Source organism: Serratia sp. A07, from assembly GCF_058725505.1.
Genome location: NZ_JBZXDO010000002.1, coordinates 36,992 through 54,860 on the forward strand (window position 1 = coordinate 36,992; position 17,869 = coordinate 54,860).

General features: G+C 62.2%; 18 protein-coding genes and 1 riboswitch. Of the genes, 11 read left to right on the forward strand and 7 right to left on the reverse strand.

Translation table 11 applies throughout. From position 1 onward, the window contains the following. Positions 1 to 655: 655 nt before the first annotated feature. Together uvrB and AC4PR2_RS02080 are read left to right on the forward strand one after the other, a co-directional pair. The gene (gene uvrB, locus AC4PR2_RS02075) at positions 656 to 2,668 is read left to right on the forward strand and encodes an excinuclease ABC subunit UvrB (protein ID WP_492174864.1); all 2,013 of its coding nucleotides are present in this window, start codon (positions 656 to 658) and stop codon (positions 2,666 to 2,668) included. Between the two features lie 100 nt (positions 2,669 to 2,768). After that, positions 2,769 to 3,035, forward strand: a complete 267-nt coding sequence (locus tag AC4PR2_RS02080) for a VF530 family protein (RefSeq protein WP_049201151.1) — start codon at positions 2,769 to 2,771, stop codon at positions 3,033 to 3,035. A 6-nt stretch (positions 3,036 to 3,041) separates the two neighbouring features. On the opposite strand, the gene yvcK is transcribed toward AC4PR2_RS02080, so the two are convergent. Further along, a complete protein-coding gene (yvcK, locus tag AC4PR2_RS02085) occupies positions 3,042 to 3,959 on the reverse strand; it encodes a uridine diphosphate-N-acetylglucosamine-binding protein YvcK (RefSeq protein ID WP_060420927.1) in 918 nt (305 codons plus the stop codon). Between the two features lie 259 nt (positions 3,960 to 4,218). Further along, positions 4,219 to 4,363: riboswitch (molybdenum cofactor riboswitch) on the forward strand. Between yvcK and moaA the strand changes: the two genes are divergently transcribed. The 6 genes from moaA to AC4PR2_RS02115 all read left to right on the forward strand — a co-directional run bounded on the left by moaA (position 4,350) and on the right by AC4PR2_RS02115 (position 7,912). Beyond that, entirely contained in the window at positions 4,350 to 5,336 is a 987-nt protein-coding gene (moaA, locus tag AC4PR2_RS02090) for a GTP 3',8-cyclase MoaA (protein ID WP_004939778.1), read from the forward strand. (Overlaps the previous riboswitch by 14 nt.) Positions 5,337 to 5,360: 24 nt before the next feature. Continuing rightward, positions 5,361 to 5,876, forward strand: coding sequence for a molybdenum cofactor biosynthesis protein B (gene moaB, locus AC4PR2_RS02095; protein WP_033642238.1), 516 nt, complete (start codon positions 5,361 to 5,363; stop codon positions 5,874 to 5,876). Between the two features lie 3 nt (positions 5,877 to 5,879). Next, on the forward strand, positions 5,880 to 6,359 hold the full coding sequence (gene moaC, locus AC4PR2_RS02100; protein WP_049201144.1) for a cyclic pyranopterin monophosphate synthase MoaC: 480 nt from the start codon (positions 5,880 to 5,882) through the stop codon (positions 6,357 to 6,359). Further along, on the forward strand, positions 6,356 to 6,601 hold the full coding sequence (gene moaD, locus AC4PR2_RS02105) for a molybdopterin synthase sulfur carrier subunit (RefSeq protein WP_019453985.1): 246 nt from the start codon (positions 6,356 to 6,358) through the stop codon (positions 6,599 to 6,601). Before moaC ends, moaD begins: the two co-directional genes overlap by 4 nt. Before the next feature lie 2 nt (positions 6,602 to 6,603). Next, positions 6,604 to 7,071 carry a molybdopterin synthase catalytic subunit MoaE gene (gene moaE / locus AC4PR2_RS02110; protein WP_004939764.1) on the forward strand — a complete coding sequence of 156 codons (468 nt, stop codon included), beginning with the start codon at positions 6,604 to 6,606 and terminating at the stop codon, positions 7,069 to 7,071. Between the two features lie 130 nt (positions 7,072 to 7,201). Then, positions 7,202 to 7,912 (forward strand): Bax inhibitor-1/YccA family protein, encoded by a 711-nt coding sequence (locus AC4PR2_RS02115; protein WP_033637508.1) that lies wholly within the window; start codon positions 7,202 to 7,204, stop codon positions 7,910 to 7,912. Between the two features lie 75 nt (positions 7,913 to 7,987). Here AC4PR2_RS02115 and AC4PR2_RS02120 read toward each other — a convergent pair whose 3' ends face one another. Genes AC4PR2_RS02120 through AC4PR2_RS02140 form a run of 5 tightly spaced genes read right to left on the reverse strand, consistent with a single transcriptional unit; the run spans position 7,988 to position 13,706 of the window. Next, entirely contained in the window at positions 7,988 to 9,094 is a 1,107-nt protein-coding gene (locus AC4PR2_RS02120; RefSeq protein WP_033637509.1) for an ABC transporter permease, read from the reverse strand. A gap of 12 nt (positions 9,095 to 9,106) precedes the next feature. Then, entirely contained in the window at positions 9,107 to 10,261 is a 1,155-nt protein-coding gene (locus AC4PR2_RS02125) for an ABC transporter permease (protein ID WP_038870906.1), read from the reverse strand. Further along, a complete protein-coding gene (locus tag AC4PR2_RS02130; RefSeq protein WP_337046416.1) occupies positions 10,258 to 11,994 on the reverse strand; it encodes an ATP-binding cassette domain-containing protein in 1,737 nt (578 codons plus the stop codon). The genes AC4PR2_RS02125 and AC4PR2_RS02130 overlap by 4 nt, the downstream gene beginning before the upstream one ends. An 8-nt stretch (positions 11,995 to 12,002) precedes the next feature. Further along, positions 12,003 to 12,989: a secretion protein HlyD gene (hlyD, locus tag AC4PR2_RS02135; protein WP_197757442.1), complete on the reverse strand. Its 987-nt coding sequence runs from the start codon at positions 12,987 to 12,989 to the stop codon at positions 12,003 to 12,005. Between the two features lie 18 nt (positions 12,990 to 13,007). After that, positions 13,008 to 13,706: a CerR family C-terminal domain-containing protein gene (locus AC4PR2_RS02140; protein WP_443014423.1), complete on the reverse strand. Its 699-nt coding sequence runs from the start codon at positions 13,704 to 13,706 to the stop codon at positions 13,008 to 13,010. Between the two features lie 297 nt (positions 13,707 to 14,003). Between AC4PR2_RS02140 and rhlE the strand changes: the two genes are divergently transcribed. The 3 genes from rhlE to dusC all read left to right on the forward strand — a co-directional run bounded on the left by rhlE (position 14,004) and on the right by dusC (position 17,474). Then, entirely contained in the window at positions 14,004 to 15,383 is a 1,380-nt protein-coding gene (gene rhlE / locus AC4PR2_RS02145; protein WP_042783890.1) for an ATP-dependent RNA helicase RhlE, read from the forward strand. Between the two features lie 114 nt (positions 15,384 to 15,497). Then, positions 15,498 to 16,457 carry a D-2-hydroxyacid dehydrogenase family protein gene (locus AC4PR2_RS02150; RefSeq protein WP_346420237.1) on the forward strand — a complete coding sequence of 320 codons (960 nt, stop codon included), beginning with the start codon at positions 15,498 to 15,500 and terminating at the stop codon, positions 16,455 to 16,457. An 84-nt stretch (positions 16,458 to 16,541) separates the two neighbouring features. Beyond that, on the forward strand, positions 16,542 to 17,474 hold the full coding sequence (gene dusC, locus AC4PR2_RS02155; RefSeq protein WP_038879839.1) for a tRNA dihydrouridine(16) synthase DusC: 933 nt from the start codon (positions 16,542 to 16,544) through the stop codon (positions 17,472 to 17,474). Between the two features lie 41 nt (positions 17,475 to 17,515). Here dusC and AC4PR2_RS02160 read toward each other — a convergent pair whose 3' ends face one another. Further along, positions 17,516 to 17,782 carry a hypothetical protein gene (locus AC4PR2_RS02160; protein ID WP_049201133.1) on the reverse strand — a complete coding sequence of 89 codons (267 nt, stop codon included), beginning with the start codon at positions 17,780 to 17,782 and terminating at the stop codon, positions 17,516 to 17,518. Positions 17,783 to 17,869: the final 87 nt, after the last annotated feature.

Sequence of the window (17,869 nt, forward strand, 5' to 3'; positions counted from 1 at the left end):
CATGGTGCAAGGCGTTGCGCTGCCGTCAAGAGCGATCCGCGTGAAAGGGGCCAATGCGATTTTGGCAATGGGGATTTTTAGTATTAATCGGCATAAACAAAGCGATATTTTTATGAAAAAATAACTAAAAAAGGCATTTTGGCGAGTGTAAAGGGCGAAAAGCTTTCTTTCTGTAACTCCCGCCCCGGGCGGGGCGGTGAGAGTTATCCACTATTCCTGTGGATAACCTTGTGTATTAGATTTAGAAAAACGCTGTAAAGCGAGAGCCGACGCGGGTTCTGTTCGCTTTGTCCGCATTCTCGTCTTTTTATTAATATTATTAAATATCAATAATTTAATTAAAATCAAGACGCAGGGGTATTGATCAGGCCTCTATGTATGATTTTTCGACGCGGTGCTATCAATAAGTTAATTCGCGGCAAGTTCTGGGGATAAATCTGTTATTGACAATAAAAATGTCACCGGGCTGTAACGCCACGGTGCAGCGGCGTTGCTGCGGCGTCGATCCCAGCGACGAATCCGCTTGAAGCTGGTTTTATATCCAGTATCATGGGCACTGGCGCAAATCGCCGACACTTTCCATAATTAGGGGCCATGCCCGGCGCAGAGCCGGCTGGCCGCCTGAGCGCGCGCATCTCCACAGGGTAGCCGAGCAATGAGTAAACTTTTCAAACTGCATTCAGAGTTCAAACCGGCCGGCGATCAGCCGGAAGCCATCCGCAAACTGGAAGAGGGGCTGGAAGACGGCCTGGCGCACCAGACGCTGCTGGGGGTCACCGGTTCGGGCAAGACATTCACCATCGCCAACGTGATAGCCGATCTGAATCGGCCGACCATGGTGCTGGCGCCGAACAAGACGCTGGCGGCGCAGCTGTACGGCGAGATGAAAGAGTTTTTCCCGGAGAATGCGGTGGAATACTTCGTCTCCTACTACGACTACTACCAGCCGGAAGCCTATGTGCCCAGCTCCGACACCTTCATTGAAAAAGACGCTTCGGTGAACGAGCACATCGAGCAGATGCGTCTTTCCGCCACCAAGGCGCTGCTGGAGCGGCGCGACGTGGTGGTGGTGGCGTCGGTGTCGGCGATCTACGGCCTGGGCGATCCGGATCTTTACCTGAAGATGATGCTGCACCTGACCCAGGGCATGATCATCGATCAACGATCCATTTTGCGCCGGCTGGCGGAGCTGCAGTACTCCCGCAACGATCAGGCCTTCCAGCGCGCTACCTTCCGCGTGCGCGGCGAGGTGATTGACATTTACCCGGCGGAGTCGGACGAGCTGGCGCTGCGCGTCGAGCTGTTCGACGATGAAGTGGAACGGCTGTCGCTGTTCGATCCGCTGACCGGGCAGATCGAGCAGGTGGTGCCGCGTTTTACCATCTACCCGAAATCGCACTACGTGACGCCGCGTGAGCGGATCATGCAGGCGATGGAAGAGATCAAGGTCGATCTGGCGGACCGCCGCAAGGTGCTGCTGGCCAACAACAAGCTGCTGGAAGAGCAGCGCCTGACGCAGCGCACCCAGTTCGATCTGGAAATGATGAACGAGCTGGGTTACTGCTCGGGTATCGAAAACTACTCGCGCTACCTGTCCGGGCGCGCCGAGGGCGAGCCGCCGCCGACGCTGTTCGACTACCTGCCGGCGGACGGCCTGCTGGTGGTCGACGAATCCCACGTCACCATTCCGCAGATCGGCGCGATGTTCAAGGGCGACCGCGCGCGTAAAGAAACGCTGGTGGAGTACGGCTTCCGCCTGCCGTCGGCGCTGGACAACCGCCCCTTGCGCTTCGAGGAGTTCGAGGCGCTGGCGCCGCAGACCATCTATGTCTCCGCGACGCCGGGCAAATATGAGCTGGAGAAATCCGGGGGCGATCTGATCGATCAGGTGGTGCGGCCGACCGGGCTGCTGGATCCGATCGTGGAGGTGCGGCCGGTCGCCACCCAGGTGGACGATCTGCTCTCCGAGATCCGCAAGCGCGCGGCGATCAACGAGCGCGTGCTGGTGACCACCCTGACCAAACGCATGGCGGAAGACCTGACCGAATACCTGGAAGAGCATGGCGAGCGCGTGCGCTACCTGCACTCGGACATCGATACCGTGGAACGGGTCGAAATCATCCGTGACCTGCGTCTGGGCGAGTTCGACGTGCTGGTGGGCATCAACCTGTTGCGTGAGGGGCTCGACATGCCTGAGGTGTCGCTGGTGGCGATTCTGGACGCCGACAAGGAAGGCTTCCTGCGTTCCGAGCGTTCGCTGATCCAGACCATCGGCCGCGCGGCGCGTAACCTGAACGGCAAGGCGATCCTGTATGGCGATCGCATCACCGATTCGATGGCCAAGGCGATCGGTGAAACCGAGCGGCGCCGCGCCAAGCAGCAGGCCTACAACGAAGCCAACGGCATCGTGCCGCAGGGGCTGAACAAGAAGGTCGGCGATATTCTGCAGATCGGCCAGCCGGTCAACCGCGCCAAGAACAAAGGCAAGGGCAAGGCGCTGGACGGCGGTGCTTCGCTTCAGAACCTCACGCCGAAAGCGCTGGATCAGAAAATCCGCGATCTGGAGGCGCAGATGTACACCCACGCGCAAAACCTGGAGTTCGAACAGGCCGCTGCGCTGCGCGACGAGATCCACCAGCTGCGCGAGCAGTTCATCGCGATTTCCTGACCGTTAGATGGCGCCCGCGCCGCGGGCGTCAAAATTCCTTGTCGGCCGCGCCAAAGCTGTTATGGTGTGCGGCCCGATTTGACCACGAAGAGTACCGAACATGAGCCAACACCAGTCCAAAGACCCGCTGCACGGCGTGACGCTGGAGCAACTGCTGACTAAACTGGTGGATCACTACGGTTGGTCCGAGCTGGGTGCGCGCATTCGCATCAACTGCTTCCGCAGCGATCCGAGCATCAAGTCCAGCCTGAAGTTTTTGCGTCGCACGCCCTGGGCGCGCAAAGAGGTGGAAGACCTGTATATCGATATGGTCAGCCATCCCGCCCCAGCCAGCGATAATCCCTGGCTGCGTGGGCGAGACGGTTAAATTCGATCAGCGGCGATCGGCCAGCGCCACCAGCGCCCGATCCAGCGCCTGACGCAGCAGCTGGCGATCGTGGCGGTAGGGGATGTCGCTCGCTTCCAGCGGCTGTTGAATCACCACCCGATCCTGCACTTCACTGGCGTCCACCGCCGGGCCGACGATCAGCGCATCGATCATCCGGCGGCCAATCTTCTCTTCCATCAGCGTCAGCTTATCCTGTAGCGACAGCGCCGCGGCGGCCACGCTCAGCTCGCGGCCGAGGTTGCCGATATAGATCATGCTGGCGCTGCTGCGACGCAGTGCCTGGGTGAGATCGTCCAGCAGCAGCAGCGGCATCAGGCTGGTGAGGAAACTGCCCGGCCCGATCAGGATCACGTCGGCCTGCGCGATGGCGTCCAGCGCTTCGCGCGTGGCGTTGACCGGCGGTGACAGCATCAGCTCCTGCGGCATATGGGTCAGCTGGTCGACATTCACTTCACCGTAAACATGGTTGCCTTCGTGATCGTGCGCCATCAAATCCACCGGCTGCTCCGACATCGGGATCAGCGCTGCGTCCACCTTCAGCAGGCTGCGTACCAGGTTGATCGCTTCCAGCGGGCGCACGCTCAGGTGATCCAGCGCTTTCAGCATCAGGTTGCCGAGGTTGTGGCCGGCCAGCTCACCGTTGCCGCTGAAGCGGTATTCGAACATCGCCGAGGCGACGCTCGGTTCGGTGATCAGCTGGTTGAGACAGTTACGGGTATCGCCCCAGGCAATGCCGCCTTCCGAGCGGCGGATGCGGCCGGTGGAACCGCCGTTGTCGGTGGTGGTGACGATGCCGGTCAGGCGGGAGCCTAAGGACGACAGGGCCGACATCACACGGCCCAGACCGTGTCCGCCGCCTAACGCCACCACGCGGTCGAGATCGGCCAGGGTACGATTGCGCATAAATTTCCTTACAAAGGGGCTGAACTGCCCGCATAAGGTAGCGGATCCGGCATAAAAACGCGATAAGAGTGTCATTTGCGTGATTCCGGTCAATTCGTCCGCGCAAGTGATGTTTATCATGGTTTACCAGAATACGCGGCGTCTAAAAACGCTGTATAGACAATTATATAGCGAATTTGCGCGTTGGCTATCGTTGCCGATTAGCGCTAGAATTCTGCTGAAAACCACGGTTTCGTTCCGGCTACTCAAGGTAGCTGGAAGAGAAATCAAACTCCTAGCCCCTGCGCCTACGTTGTTCATCCGGAACGATATGGCGCCTGGGCCGTGGCGAAGTCAGCCACCAGGGTGCAGAGGGGAAACGCTCGCATCTCCCGACTTTGGAAAGGTGTTATGGTGCCGCAACTCATTGATGCTTATGAGCGCAAGTTCTATTACCTGCGCTTGTCGATCACCGACGTGTGCAACTTTCGTTGCACCTATTGTCTGCCCGACGGCTACAAGCCGAGCGGCAGCCCGAAAAGCTTCCTGTCGCTGGATGAAATCCGCCGCGTCAGCCGCGCGTTCGCCGAACTGGGCACCGAAAAGGTGCGCCTGACCGGCGGCGAGCCTTCGCTGCGCCGCGATTTTACCGAGATCATCGCCGCCGTGCGGGAAAACCCGGCCATCCGTACCCTGGCGGTCACCACCAACGGCTACCGTCTGGCGCGCGACGTCGCCGCCTGGCGTGACGCCGGTCTGACGGCGATTAACGTCAGCGTCGACAGCCTGGATCCCCGCCAGTTTCACGCCATCACCGGTCAGGACAAGTTCCGCCAGGTGATGGACGGCATCGACGCCGCCTTCAGCGCCGGTTTCAGCAAGGTTAAGGTCAACGCGGTGCTGATGCGCGACGTTAACCACCAGCAGCTCGGCGCCTTTCTCGCCTGGATCAAAGACCGGCCTATCCAGCTGCGTTTTATCGAACTGATGGAAACCGGCGAGGGCGGCGAGCTGTTTCGCAAACACCACGTTTCCGGCGAAGTGATTCGCCGGCAGCTGGAGCAGCAGGGCTGGCAGCGCCAGGCGCGCGGCCGCAGCGACGGCCCGGCGCAGGTGTTCAGCCACCCGGACTACCAGGGTGAGGTGGGTCTTATCATGCCTTATGAGAAAGACTTCTGCGCCAGCTGCAACCGGCTGCGCGTTTCTTCCATCGGCAATCTGCACCTGTGCCTGTTCGGCGAGCAGGGGGTGCCCCTGCGCGATCTGCTGGCGGACGACGGCCAGCTCGACGCGCTGAAGGCGCGCATCCAGAGCGGGCTGCTGAGCAAGAAGCAGACCCATTTCCTGCATCAGGGCAACAGCGGGATCACCCAGAACCTGTCGTTTATCGGCGGCTGACAGCCAATAGGAGCCTATTGAACCATGAGCCATGCGAGCAGCGAGTTTATTCCGGCGCATATCGCCATCCTGACCGTGTCCGACAGCCGCGGCGCGGCGGAAGACACCTCCGGCCAATATCTGCAGGAAGCGGCGCAGGAAGCCGGCCATCAGGTGGTGGATCGCGCCATCGTCAAAGATGACATTTACCAGATCCGCGCGCGGGTTTCCGCCTGGATCGCTGATGACAACGTGCAGGCGGTGCTGATCACCGGCGGCACCGGTTTTACCGCCCGCGACAACACGCCGGAAGCGCTGCTGCCGCTGTTCGACAGAGAGGTGGAAGGGTTCGGCGAACTGTTCCGCATGGTGTCGTACGAAGAGATCGGCACCGCGACGATCCAGTCGCGCGCGCTGGCCGGCCTGGCCAACCGCACGGTGATCTTCGCCATGCCGGGCTCTACCCGCGCCTGCCGCACCGCCTGGGAGCGGATTATCGAAGAGCAGTTGGACGCGCGCCATCGCCCGTGCAACTTCCAGCCCCATTTGAAGAAGCCCTGAGTCATGACACAGCTAACCCACATTAACGCCGCCGGCGAAGCCCATATGGTTGACGTTTCCGCCAAGGCCGAAACGGTGCGCGAGGCGCGCGCCGAAGCCTTCGTCGAGATGCTGCCCGCCACGCTGGCGATGATCGTCGACGGCAGCCATCACAAGGGCGACGTGTTCGCCACGGCGCGCATCGCCGGCATTCAGGCGGCCAAACGCACCTGGGAGCTGATCCCGCTGTGCCACCCGCTGATGCTGAGCAAGGTCGAAGTACAGCTGGAGGCGCAAACGCAGCACAACCGGGTGCGCATCGAAACCTGCTGCCGGCTGACCGGCAAAACCGGCGTCGAGATGGAGGCGCTGACCGCCGCCTCGGTGGCGGCATTGACCATCTATGACATGTGCAAAGCGGTACAGAAAGACATGGTGATCGGCCCGGTGCGCCTGCTGGCGAAAAGCGGCGGCAAATCCGGCGATTTTAAGGTGAACGTATGATCGATATTCTTTTCTTCGCGCAGGTGCGCGAACTGGTGGGCACCGGCGGCCTGTCGATGCCGGCGGATTACCCGACCGTCGAGGCGCTGCGCCAGGCGCTGTGCGCGCGCGGCGATCGCTGGGCGCTGGCGCTGGAGTCCGGCAAGCTGTTGGCGGCGGTCAATCAGTCGCTGGTGGCGGCGGACCATCCGCTGCGCGCCGGCGATGAAGTGGCCTTCTTCCCGCCGGTCACCGGGGGGTAAGCATGGAAAATACCCGCATTCGCGTGGGCGAGGCGCCGTTCAACGTCGGCGACGAGTACCAGTGGCTGGCGCAGTGCGACGCCGATGGCGCGGTGGTGACCTTCACCGGCAAGGTGCGCAACCATAATCTGGGTGACGACGTCAGCGCGCTGACGCTGGAACACTACCCCGGCATGACCGAGAAGGCGCTGGCGGAGATCGTGGCCGAGGCGCGCAGCCGTTGGCCGCTGCAGCGGGTGACGGTGATCCACCGCGTCGGCGCGCTGTATCCCGGCGACGAGATCGTGTTCGTCGGCGTGACCGGCGCGCACCGCAGCATGGCGTTCGCCGCCAGCGAGTTCATCATGGACTACCTGAAGACCCGCGCGCCGTTCTGGAAGCGCGAAGCCACCGGCCAGGGCGATCGTTGGGTCGATGCCCGCGACAGCGATCGCGAGGCCGCGCAGCGCTGGCACGACGCGGCTAAATAACGCGTCAACAGCGGAAACAAATCAAGACCTTTGCCGCTTTCGCCCGGCATATTCTGTGGTACGCTTATAGCAGGCGAAGCCCCGTTCGCGGGGCTTCGGAATCTTGTTTACTACGCAAAAGGTAACCGTCATGGACCGATATCCACGCTCTAATGGTTCAATCGTCGAACGTGCCAACAGCGGCATTCAGGCCTACATGGCGCAGGTTTACGGCTGGATGACCTGCGGTCTGCTGCTGACGGCGTTCGTTTCCTGGTATGCGGCCAACACGCCCGCGATCCTCAACTTCATCTTCTCCAGCCAGATCACCTTCTTCGGTCTGATCATCGCCCAACTGGCGCTGGTGTTCGTGATCTCCGGCATGGTCAACCGCCTGAGCGGCGCGGTGGCCACTTCGCTGTTCATGCTGTACTCGGCGCTGACCGGGCTGACGCTGTCGAGCATCTTCATCGCCTACACCTACAGCTCGATCGCCAGCACCTTCGTGGTCACCGCCGGCATGTTCGGCGCCATGAGCCTGTACGGTTACACCACCAAGCGCGATCTGAGCGGCTTCGGCAGCATGCTGTTCATGGCGCTGATCGGCATCGTGCTGGCCTCGCTGGTGAACATCTGGCTGAAAAGCACCGCGCTGATGTGGGCGATTACCTACATCGGGGTGGTGGTGTTCGTCGGCCTGACCGCGTACGACACGCAAAAACTCAAGGCGATGGGCGAGCAGCTGAACGCCGATGATAAAGACAGCTTCCGCAAGTACGCCATCGTCGGCGCGCTGACGCTGTATCTCGACTTCATCAACCTGTTCCTGATGTTGCTGCGTATCTTCGGCAACCGTCGCTAAATCCGTGGCCTTTCAAGCAGTAGCTTGAAATCCACAGGACTTACCGGGCTCTGCATGTGACATGCAGAGCTTTTTTTATGCGATTTTGCGGCGGAACAGCGCGTAGGCGGCGCTGCCGGTGGTGGCGGTGATCACCAGCAGCGGCCACAGGCTGTGCCAGATGATGTCGAAGCTGGCGTCCTTCAGGTAGATCTGCTTGGTGATGTCGGTGAAGTGGCGTATCGGGTTGACCCAGGTAAGATCCTGCAGCCACACCGGCATATTCTCCACCGGCGAGACGTAACCCGAGAGCAGGATCGCCGGCATCATGAACACGAACACGCCGATAAACGCCTGCTGCTGAGTGGCGCACAGCGACGAGATCAGCAGGCCGAAACCGACCAGCGACAGCCCGTAGATCAGCATGGTGGCATAGAACAGCAGCAGCGATCCGGCGAACGGGATCTGGTACAGGAAGATGCCGATCAGCAGCACGATGCTGGCCTGGAAGCTGGCGACGATCAGCGCCGGCACCGCCTTGCCGATAAAGATCTGCCAGGTGGTGAGCGGCGAGACCAGCAGCTGTTCCAGCGTGCCCTGTTCGCGTTCGCGCGCCACCGACAGCGAGGTGACGATCAGCACGCCAATGGTGGTGATCATGGCGATCAGCGACGGCACCACGAACCATTTATAGTCCAGATTCGGGTTATACCAATTGCGCACCACCAGCTCGCTGTTGTTGGGTTTGGCGCGGTTGCCGAGCAGCTCGTTCTGATATTCCTGCACGATCTGCTGCACGTAGTTGGCGGCGATCTGCGCGCTGTTGGAGTTGCGCCCATCGAGCAGCAGCTGCAGCGGCGCGGTGTTGCCGGTGGCGATATCGCGCGAGAACTGCGCCGGGAAGCGGATCAGCAGCAGCGCCCGCTGGTTGTCGATGGTGGTCTTTATTTCCTGCGGGCTGCGCAGCAGCAGCACGTGTTGAAAGGCCTTGGCCTTGGCGAAGCGCTGGGTCAGCTCCACCGAGGCCTGGCCGCTGTCCTCGCTGTAGACCGCGATGGTGGCGTTGGTGACTTCCAGCGTCGCGGCGAACGGGAACAGCAGCACCTGCAGGATCACCGGCATGATTAAAATGGCGCGGGTTTGCGGATCGCGCAGCAGCGCCTGCATTTCCTTGATGATGAGCGTCAACAGACGATGAAACATCGCTCTTTCTCCTCAATCCAGCCGGCGCTGGGTTTTCCAGGCCGTCAGGCCGATGAACACCACGGCGGAAGCGATCAGGAACAGCAGATTGATCAGCAGCACGGTGCCGACGTTGCCCGCCAGGAACAGCGTTTGCAGCGTGCTGACGAAGTAGCGCGCCGGAATGATATAGGTCACCGCACGCACGATGGCCGGCATGCTGTCGATCTGGAAGATGAAGCCGGACAGCATGATCGAAGGCAGGAAGGCGGCGTTCAGCGCCACCATCGCCGCATTGAACTGATTGCGGGTGAGGGTGGAGATCAGCAGGCCCATGCCGAGGGTGCTGGCGAGGAACAGGCTGCTGATCAGCAGCAGGATCGGCAGGGAGCCGCGATAGGGCACGCCGAGCACCCATACCGCCACCGCCATGCACAGCGCCATCGCGGCCATGCCGAGGAAGTAATAAGGGATCAGCTTGGAGAGCAACAGCTCGCTGCGCGTCACCTGGGTGGACAGCAGGGCCTCCATGGTGCCGCGCTCCCATTCGCGGGCGATCACCAGCGAGGTGAGAATGGCGCCGATCACCGTCATGATGATGGTGATGGCGCCGGGAATGATGTAGTGCCGGCTGATGGCCGCCGGGTTGAACCAGTAGCGCATCTGTACGTCAATCAGCGGTTTGTCGCTGTTCCCCCGATCGGTGGCGCGCTGCTGCTGCCAAATTTGCCATACGCCCTGGGCATAGCCCTGCACGAAGTTGGCGGTGTTCGGCTCGCTGCCGTCGGTGATGATCTGGATAGGGGCGCTGTCGTGCGGGCGCGCCATGCGCTGGTCGAAATCCACCGGGATCACCACCAGGCCGCGGATCGTGCCGGCCTGCATCTGCTGGATCAGCTGTTGGCGGTTGTCGCTGATGGTCGGTTCGATATAGGGCGAGCCGGCGAACGCCTGGGCCAGATCGCGCGCGTCTTCGCTCTGCTGCTCCATCAGAATGCCCAGATGCAGCTTGCTGGAGTCCAGGTTGATGCCGTAGCCGAAGATAAACAGCAACATCAGCGGGATGACGAAGGCGATCAGGCCGCTGCTGGGATCGCGCAGTATCTGCCGCGTTTCCTTCAGGCACAGTGCGCGCAGCCGGCGCCAGGAGAAGCCGCCGTCGTCGATTGGGGTGCGGTTATCGCTCACCGTGATTCCTCCTCATCGTAACCCTGCACCAGCTCGATAAATGCCTGCTCCATCGAGGGGTTGGGATTGTCGTCGCGCGCCACCTGCTGTTTGAGCTCGTCCGGCGTGCCGGCGGCGATGATCTTGCCGCGGTACACCAGGCCGATGCGGTCGCAGTACTCCGCTTCGTCCATAAAGTGGGTGGTCACCATCACCGTGACGCCCTTGTCGACCATGCCGTTGATGTGCAACCAGAACTCGCGCCGCGTCAGCGGATCGACGCCGGAAGTCGGTTCGTCGAGGAACAGGATATCCGGTTCGTGCATCAGCGCGCAGGCCAGCGCCAGGCGCTGTTTGAAGCCGAGCGGCAGCGCGTCCGGCGTCTGATTGAGGATCGGCGCGAAGTTGAAGGCGCGCGACATCTCGTCGATTTTGTCGCGCTGCGCCTTGCCGCTCAGGCCGTAGACGCCGGAGAAGAACTTCAGGTTCTGCACCACCGTCAGGTTGCCGTACAGCGAGAATTTTTGCGCCATGTAGCCGAGGCGCTGGCGCGCCTGGCCGGAGCTGGTCTTGAGATCCATCCCCAGCACCAGCGCCTTACCGCTGGAGGGGATCAGCAGGCCGCACATCATTTTAAAGGTGGTGGACTTGCCGGCGCCGTTCGGCCCGAGCAGGCCGAAAATTTCGCCGCGCCGCACCTGGAAATCAACGTGATCGGTAGCGGCGAAGTCGCCGAATTTTTTGGTCAGCTGCACCGCTTCGATCACCGTTTCACCGCTTTCGCCGTTGACGGTCGGCATGATCTCCGCCAGCGCCGAGCGGTGGTTGGGGCCGCCGCCGAGCAGATCGATAAACGCATCCTCGAAGCGCGGATCCGCTTCGTCCAGTTCGGCCTCCGGCAGATCCAGCGCCTGCAACAGCTGCCGGTGATCTTCGCCTTCCTTCAGAATCAGGCGCAGATACTTGCCCTGGATCACCCCATCGGTGACCGCCGGCAGGCAGATCGCCCGCTGCAGCAGCGATCGATGGCTGCCGGGGGGCGCGGCGATCAACACCGTGCGCCCGGCCATACGGCGGGTCAGCGCCTGCGGCGCGCCGCTGAACAGCAGCTCGCCCTCGTTGAGCAGCAGCACTTCGCGGCACTGTTCGGCCTCGTCGAGATAGGAGGTGCTCCACAGGATCAACATGCCGTCGTTGGCCAGTTCATGCACCATGCGCCACAGCTCGCGGCGCGAGATCGGGTCGACGCCGACGCCCGGCTCATCCAGCAACAGCACCTGAGGTTCGCCCACTAGCGTGCAGGCCAGGCCGAGTTTCTGCTTCATACCGCCGGACAGCTTGCCCGCCAGGCGCTCGGTGAAGCGGGTCAGATCGGTGAATTTCAACAGCCGCTCGAAGGTCTGGCGGCGAAGATCGCCGGTGACGCCGCGCAGATCGGCGTACAGCGTCAGGTTCTCCATCACCGTCAGATCCTCATACAGCCCGAACTTCTGCGGCATGTAGCCGAGGATCGCGTGCAGTTGACGATCCTGCGCGATCGGATCCAGCCCGGCGACCCGCAGTTTGCCGCTGCTGGGCTGCAGCAGCCCGGCCAGCATGCGCAGCAGGGTGGTTTTGCCGGCGCCGTCCGGGCCGACCAGCCCGATCACCGCGCCGCTGCGCAGGGTGGTGGTCAGGCTGGCGACCGCCGGTTTCTCAAGCGACGGGAAGCGCTTCTCCAGCCCTTCCAGCTCAATGGTGTGCGCCTGTTCCATGGCCGGCCTCAGGGTTTGGCGAAGCGCAGGGTGACCGGCATGCCCTGGCGCAGCGCGTCGTCGGCGTCGGTGACGATCACCCGCAGGCGGTACACCAGATCGGTGCGCAGATCCGGCGTTTCAACGCTTTTCGGCGTGAATTCCGCGGTCGGCGAGACGAAACCGATCTTGCCGTGGTAAGGCTTGTCGGGGCGGCCGTCGGTATAGATCTCCAGTTCGGTGCCGGGCACCGCCTGGTTCAGGCTGGTTTCGTTGACGTAGGCGCGCACCCACACCGGCCGGGTCAGCGACAGGGTGAAGACCGTGCCGCCGGCGCCGAGCATGGTGCCCGGCTCCACCGCGCGGGTCAGTACCGTACCGGCGGAAGGGGAGACCAGCGTGGCGTCTTGCAGGTTCAACTGCGCCTGTGCCAGCGCCGCCTCGCTCTGCGCCACGTCGGCCTTGGCCTGTTCGATTTCTTGTGGGCGGTTGCCGCTGAGGTATTGCGCCAGCTTGTCTTTCGCCGCCTGCAGGTTGGCCTGCGCCTGATTGCGGGCGGTGCGTGCATCCTCCAGCGCGTCGGCGGAGGTGGCGTTTTTCGCCCACAACCCCTGCTGGCGTTTCAGGAAGCTGTCGGCGTAGGCGAAGGCGGACTGGCGCTGCGCCATTTCCGACCGTACCTGGGCGATCTCTTCGCTGCGGTAGCCGGCCTGCAGCAGCGACAGCTTGGCGCGCGCGCTGCCGACGTTGGCTTCGGCCTGCTGCAGCGCGTTGCGGTAGGGCGCGTCGTCCAGTTTGCCGAGCAGCTGGCCCGGCTGAACGGCATCGCCTTCATCCACCGTCAGCGACGCCAGGCGGCCATCGACGCGAAAGCCGAGGTTCACCGTGCGGATGTCGACGTTGCCGTACAGCGTCAGCGGCTTATCCTGCTGTTGTTGGTAATGCCATACCCCGTAAGCGGCGGCCGCGATCAGCAGAATTAACAACACGATCAAGGCACTGCGTTTTTTGTTCATAACACTCCCTGCCTGAATTTACGCGCCGTGACGTTGGCGCAGCCCGGTAACCAGAATCTCAATATGTTCGCTCAGCACGGCGCCGATCTGCGCCGCTTCGTCCTCGCCAATGGCTTGCCAGCCGGCCTGGCGGCGGATGGTTTCGCGCGCCACGCGAAACGACAGCACCTCGCCGATCAGCGCGTGGGTATGCAGCACGAGGCGGGTCGCCTGGTCGTCGGTACCGGTCGCGGCCGCCAGCAGGCGGCATAGCCGCGCGTGCATCGGCGCGATCACCTGGCGGTGGATCAGCGGGTAGGCCTCGGTCGGGGCGAGCTGTTCGCGCGACATGATTTTGCTCAGGTTCAGCGTGTGCGGCTGGGTCATCAGTTCGCTGAAGGCCAGCAGGCCACGCTGCAGCAAACGCAGCGCCGCGTCGGGTGAGCGCTGCGCGGCGGACTGTTGCCAGAAGCGATCGACCTCCTCGGCCAGCGGGGCGAACGCCTGCTGGATGAAATCGGCGAGCGACTGCGCCACGGCCAGGTACAGCCCCTCTTTGGAGTTGAAGTAATAGGTGATGGCGGCGATATTCTGGCCGGCCCGTTGGGCGATGTCGCGGGTGGTGGCGCCTTCCAGGCCGCATTCGCCGAACAGTTCGGTCGCCGCGGCGAGCAGCTGCCGGCGCGTTTGCTCGCCGCGCGCTCGGCCGGCGGCCTGATGAGGGACGGAAGCTGGCATGGGGCACGCTCAAAGTTAATCAATCATTTGATTAACTTTATGCCAGATTGTTTAAAACGCAACCGCTAATCACAATGAGTTATGTGATCGGCTTCAGACAATGCTGAATTTACGGCAGATTGTGCTCTGGGTGCGTAAAAGTGCTTTTTATTGCGCGACTTCTGTTACAATCGCCGCCTGGTGCACTGCAGTTTGTGCCAATCCCTCGTGGTCATGCTTAATGCCCCGTCTGATCATCCTCCCAGGAAACTGCACCGAACACCGTTAGGTTAGGGGGGATCTGGAGTTTTTCTCTTTATGTCATTTGAAACCCTCGGCTTAAGTGCTGAAATTGTGCGCGCTGTTGAAGAACAGGGCTATCGCGAACCGACGCCAATTCAGCGTCAGGCTATCCCTGTCGTGCTGGAAGGTCGTGACCTGATGGCCAGCGCCCAGACCGGCACCGGTAAAACCGCCGGTTTTACCCTGCCGCTGTTGCAGCTGCTGAGCAAGCATGACCATCCGGTCAAGGGCCGTCGCCCGGTGCGCGCGCTGATCCTGACGCCAACCCGTGAGCTGGCGGCGCAGATCGGCGAAAACGTCGATGCCTACAGCAAACACCTGCGCCTGCGTTCGCTGGTGGTGTTTGGCGGCGTGAGCATCAACCCGCAGATGATGAAGCTGCGCGGCGGCGTCGATATCCTGGTGGCAACGCCGGGCCGTCTGCTGGATCTGGAACATCAGAACGCGGTTGACCTGTCCAAAATCGAAATTCTGGTGCTGGACGAAGCGGACCGCATGCTGGACATGGGCTTTATCCACGACATCCGCCGCGTGCTGGCCAAGCTGCCGGCCAAGCGTCAGAACCTGCTGTTCTCCGCGACCTTCTCCGACGACATCAAGGCGCTGGCCAACAAGCTGCTGCACAACCCGGCTTCGGTAGAAGTGGCGCGCCGCAACACCGCGTCTGAGCAGATCGAGCAGAGCGTGCACTTCGTCGACAAGAAGCGTAAGCGGGAACTGCTGTCGCAGATGATCGGCGAAGGCGACTGGAAACAGGTGCTGGTGTTTACCCGCACCAAGCACGGCGCCAACCACCTGGCGGAGCAGCTGAACAAAGACGGTATCACCGCAGCGGCGATCCACGGCAACAAGAGCCAGGGCGCCCGTACCCGTGCGCTGGCCGACTTCAAAGACGGCCGCATCCGCGTGCTGGTGGCGACCGACATCGCGGCGCGCGGCCTGGATATCGACCAGCTGCCGCACGTGGTGAACTACGAGCTGCCTAACGTGCCGGAAGACTACGTGCACCGCATCGGCCGTACCGGCCGCGCGGAGCGCACCGGCGAAGCTATCTCGCTGGTGTGCGTGGATGAGCACAAGCTGCTGCGCGACATCGAGCGTCTGCTGAAGCGTGAAATTCCGCGCATTGCGCTGCCGGGCTACGAGCCGGATCCGACCATCAAGGCCGAGCCGATCATCAACGGCCGTCAGGGTGGCGGGCGCGGCGCCCCGCGCGGCAACGGCGGTGGCCAGCGTTCCGGTAACGGCGGCGGTCAGCGCAGCGGCAACGCGAACGGCGGCCAGCGTGAAAACCGCGGCAATGGCAACGGTAACGCCCGCCCGCAGGGTGATGGCCAGCGCCGTTCCGGCGCACCGGCTTCGCGTCGCCCACGCAACCGCAAACCGGCTGAATAAGCCTGATTGCTCAAAGAGTAAGCCGCCGATACGGGCGGCTTTTTTTTTGCCTGGCGGAACGGCATTTTCGTACTAGGCTGGACGGTGGCTAACCCTACATTCCAGGAGACGGAGATGAAATTGAAGTGCGCAATTCTCGATGATTACCAGCAGGTGGCGCTCAAGATGGCGGACTGGTCGGCGCTGGCCGATCGGGTGGAGGTGTCCGCCATCAGCGCGCACTTTACCGATGAGACGGAGCTGGCGGTGCATCTGCAGGAGTGCGACATTCTGGTCATCATGCGCGAGCGCACGCCGATGACCGCCTCGCTGTTGGCGCGGCTGCCGAAGCTGAAGCTGCTGATCACCTCCGGCATGCGCAACGCTTCTATCGATTTGGCTGCCGCCGCCGAGCGCGGCGTAGTGGTATGCGGCACCAGCAGTGGGTCGGCGGCGCCGATGGAGCTGACCTGGGCGCTGCTGCTCGGGTTGGCGAAGCATATCGTGCCGGAAAGCGTCGGGCTGAAAAACAACGGCCCGTGGCAGCGGGATCTCGGCGTCACCCTGCAGGGGAAAACGCTGGGGCTGCTGGGGCTGGGCAAGATCGGCGGCCAGATGGCCCGGGTGGCGCAGGCGTTCGGCATGCGGGTGTTGGCCTGGAGCCAGAACCTGACGGCGGAACGGGCGGCGCAGGAGGGGGCCCTGTTGGCGCCGTCCAAACGGGCGCTGTTCGAGCAGAGCGATTTTGTCTCTATCCACCTGGTGTTGAGCGATCGCAGCCGCGGGCTGGTGGGGCGCGACGAATTGACGGCGATGAAGCCCACCGCTTACCTGATCAACACCGCGCGTGCGGGCATCGTCGATCGGGCGGCATTGGTGGACGTGCTGCAACAGCGGAAGATCGCCGGCGCCGGGCTGGACGTGTTCGAGACGGAGCCGCTGCCGGCCGACGATGCGTTTCGTCAACTGCCCAACGTGCTGGCGACGCCGCACGTGGGTTACGTGGCGGACGACAACTACCGCGCCTACTTCACCGAGGCGGTCGAGGACATTGCGGCATTCCTCGCCGGCCAACCGATCCGCCGGCTGGGCTAACGGCGCTTTTAATGCCCGCAGAGGCTTGTCTGGCGCGGGCATTCACCCGTATCATTGCGGGTCTTTTTTTAGCTGGGATTGGTCATGCGCGTATTATTGGCTCCGATGGAGGGCGTTCTCGATTCTTTGGTGCGTGAGTTGCTCACCGACGTGAACGACTACGATCTGTGCATCACCGAATTTTTGCGCGTGGTCGATCAGCTGCTGCCGGCCAAATCGTTCTACCGGCTGTGTCCGGAGCTGCGCCACGCCAGCCGCACGCCGTCGGGCACGCTGGTGCGCGTACAGCTGCTGGGGCAGTACCCGCAGTGGCTGGCGGAGAACGCCGCGCGCGCGGTGGAATTGGGCTCTTACGGCGTCGATCTCAACTGCGGCTGCCCGTCCAAGCTGGTGAACGGCAGCGGCGGCGGGGCGACGCTGCTCAAAGATCCGGAGTTGATCTACCAGGGCGCCAAAGCGATGCGCGCGGCGGTGCCGGCCCATCTGCCGGTCACGGTGAAGGTGCGCCTGGGCTGGGACTCCTCCAGCCGCAGTTTTGAAATCGCCGATGCGGTGCAGCAGGCGGGCGCCAGCGAGCTGACGGTGCACGGCCGCACCAAAGAGGACGGCTACAAGGCGGATCGCATCAACTGGGCGGCGATCGGCGAGATCCGTCAACGGCTGAGCATCCCGGTGATCGCCAACGGCGAGATCTGGGATTACCAGAGCGCGCAGGATTGCCTGCAGGCGACCGGCTGTGACGCCATCATGCTGGGGCGCGGTGCGCTCAACGTGCCAAACCTGAGCCGGGTGGTGAAGTACAACGAACCGCGCATGCCCTGGCCGCAGGTGGTTGAGCTGCTGCAAAAATACGTCCATCTGGAAAAGCAGGGCGACACCGGCCTGTATCATGTGGCACGCATCAAACAGTGGCTGGGCTATTTGCGCAAAGAATATGACGAAGCCACCGAACTGTTCAGCGAAATACGCGCGCTGACGACGTCAGGGGATATTGCGCGCGTCATCTGCCGCAGCTAAAAATAAACCCGCACGCGGCGGGTTTATTTAAATCGGTATTATCAGGCGGCTTTGTCGAGACGGTTCAATTCTATCTCGATATCCTGAATGGTTTTTTCCAGCCCTTCCAGGCAGGCACCCTGTTTATTCAACAGGTCGTTAATGGCTTCGGCGAATGCCTTATTTTTGCATTCCCCCTGATCGAAGGCCAGCCAGTGTGCGGAGAGCGTTTCGGTGTTCGACTGCGCATAGTGGCGCATTTCCTTCAGCTGGGAAGCGACGTTGCGTAAATTATCCAGCTGCGCCTGTGCGTTTGCATTGTTGCTCATGAATTTCTCCTTGAGTTGGCCGTTAAATAATTTCGACTGCGGGATTAAGCTTACCCCATCTAAATAAAAATATCATCCTTGGTGGCC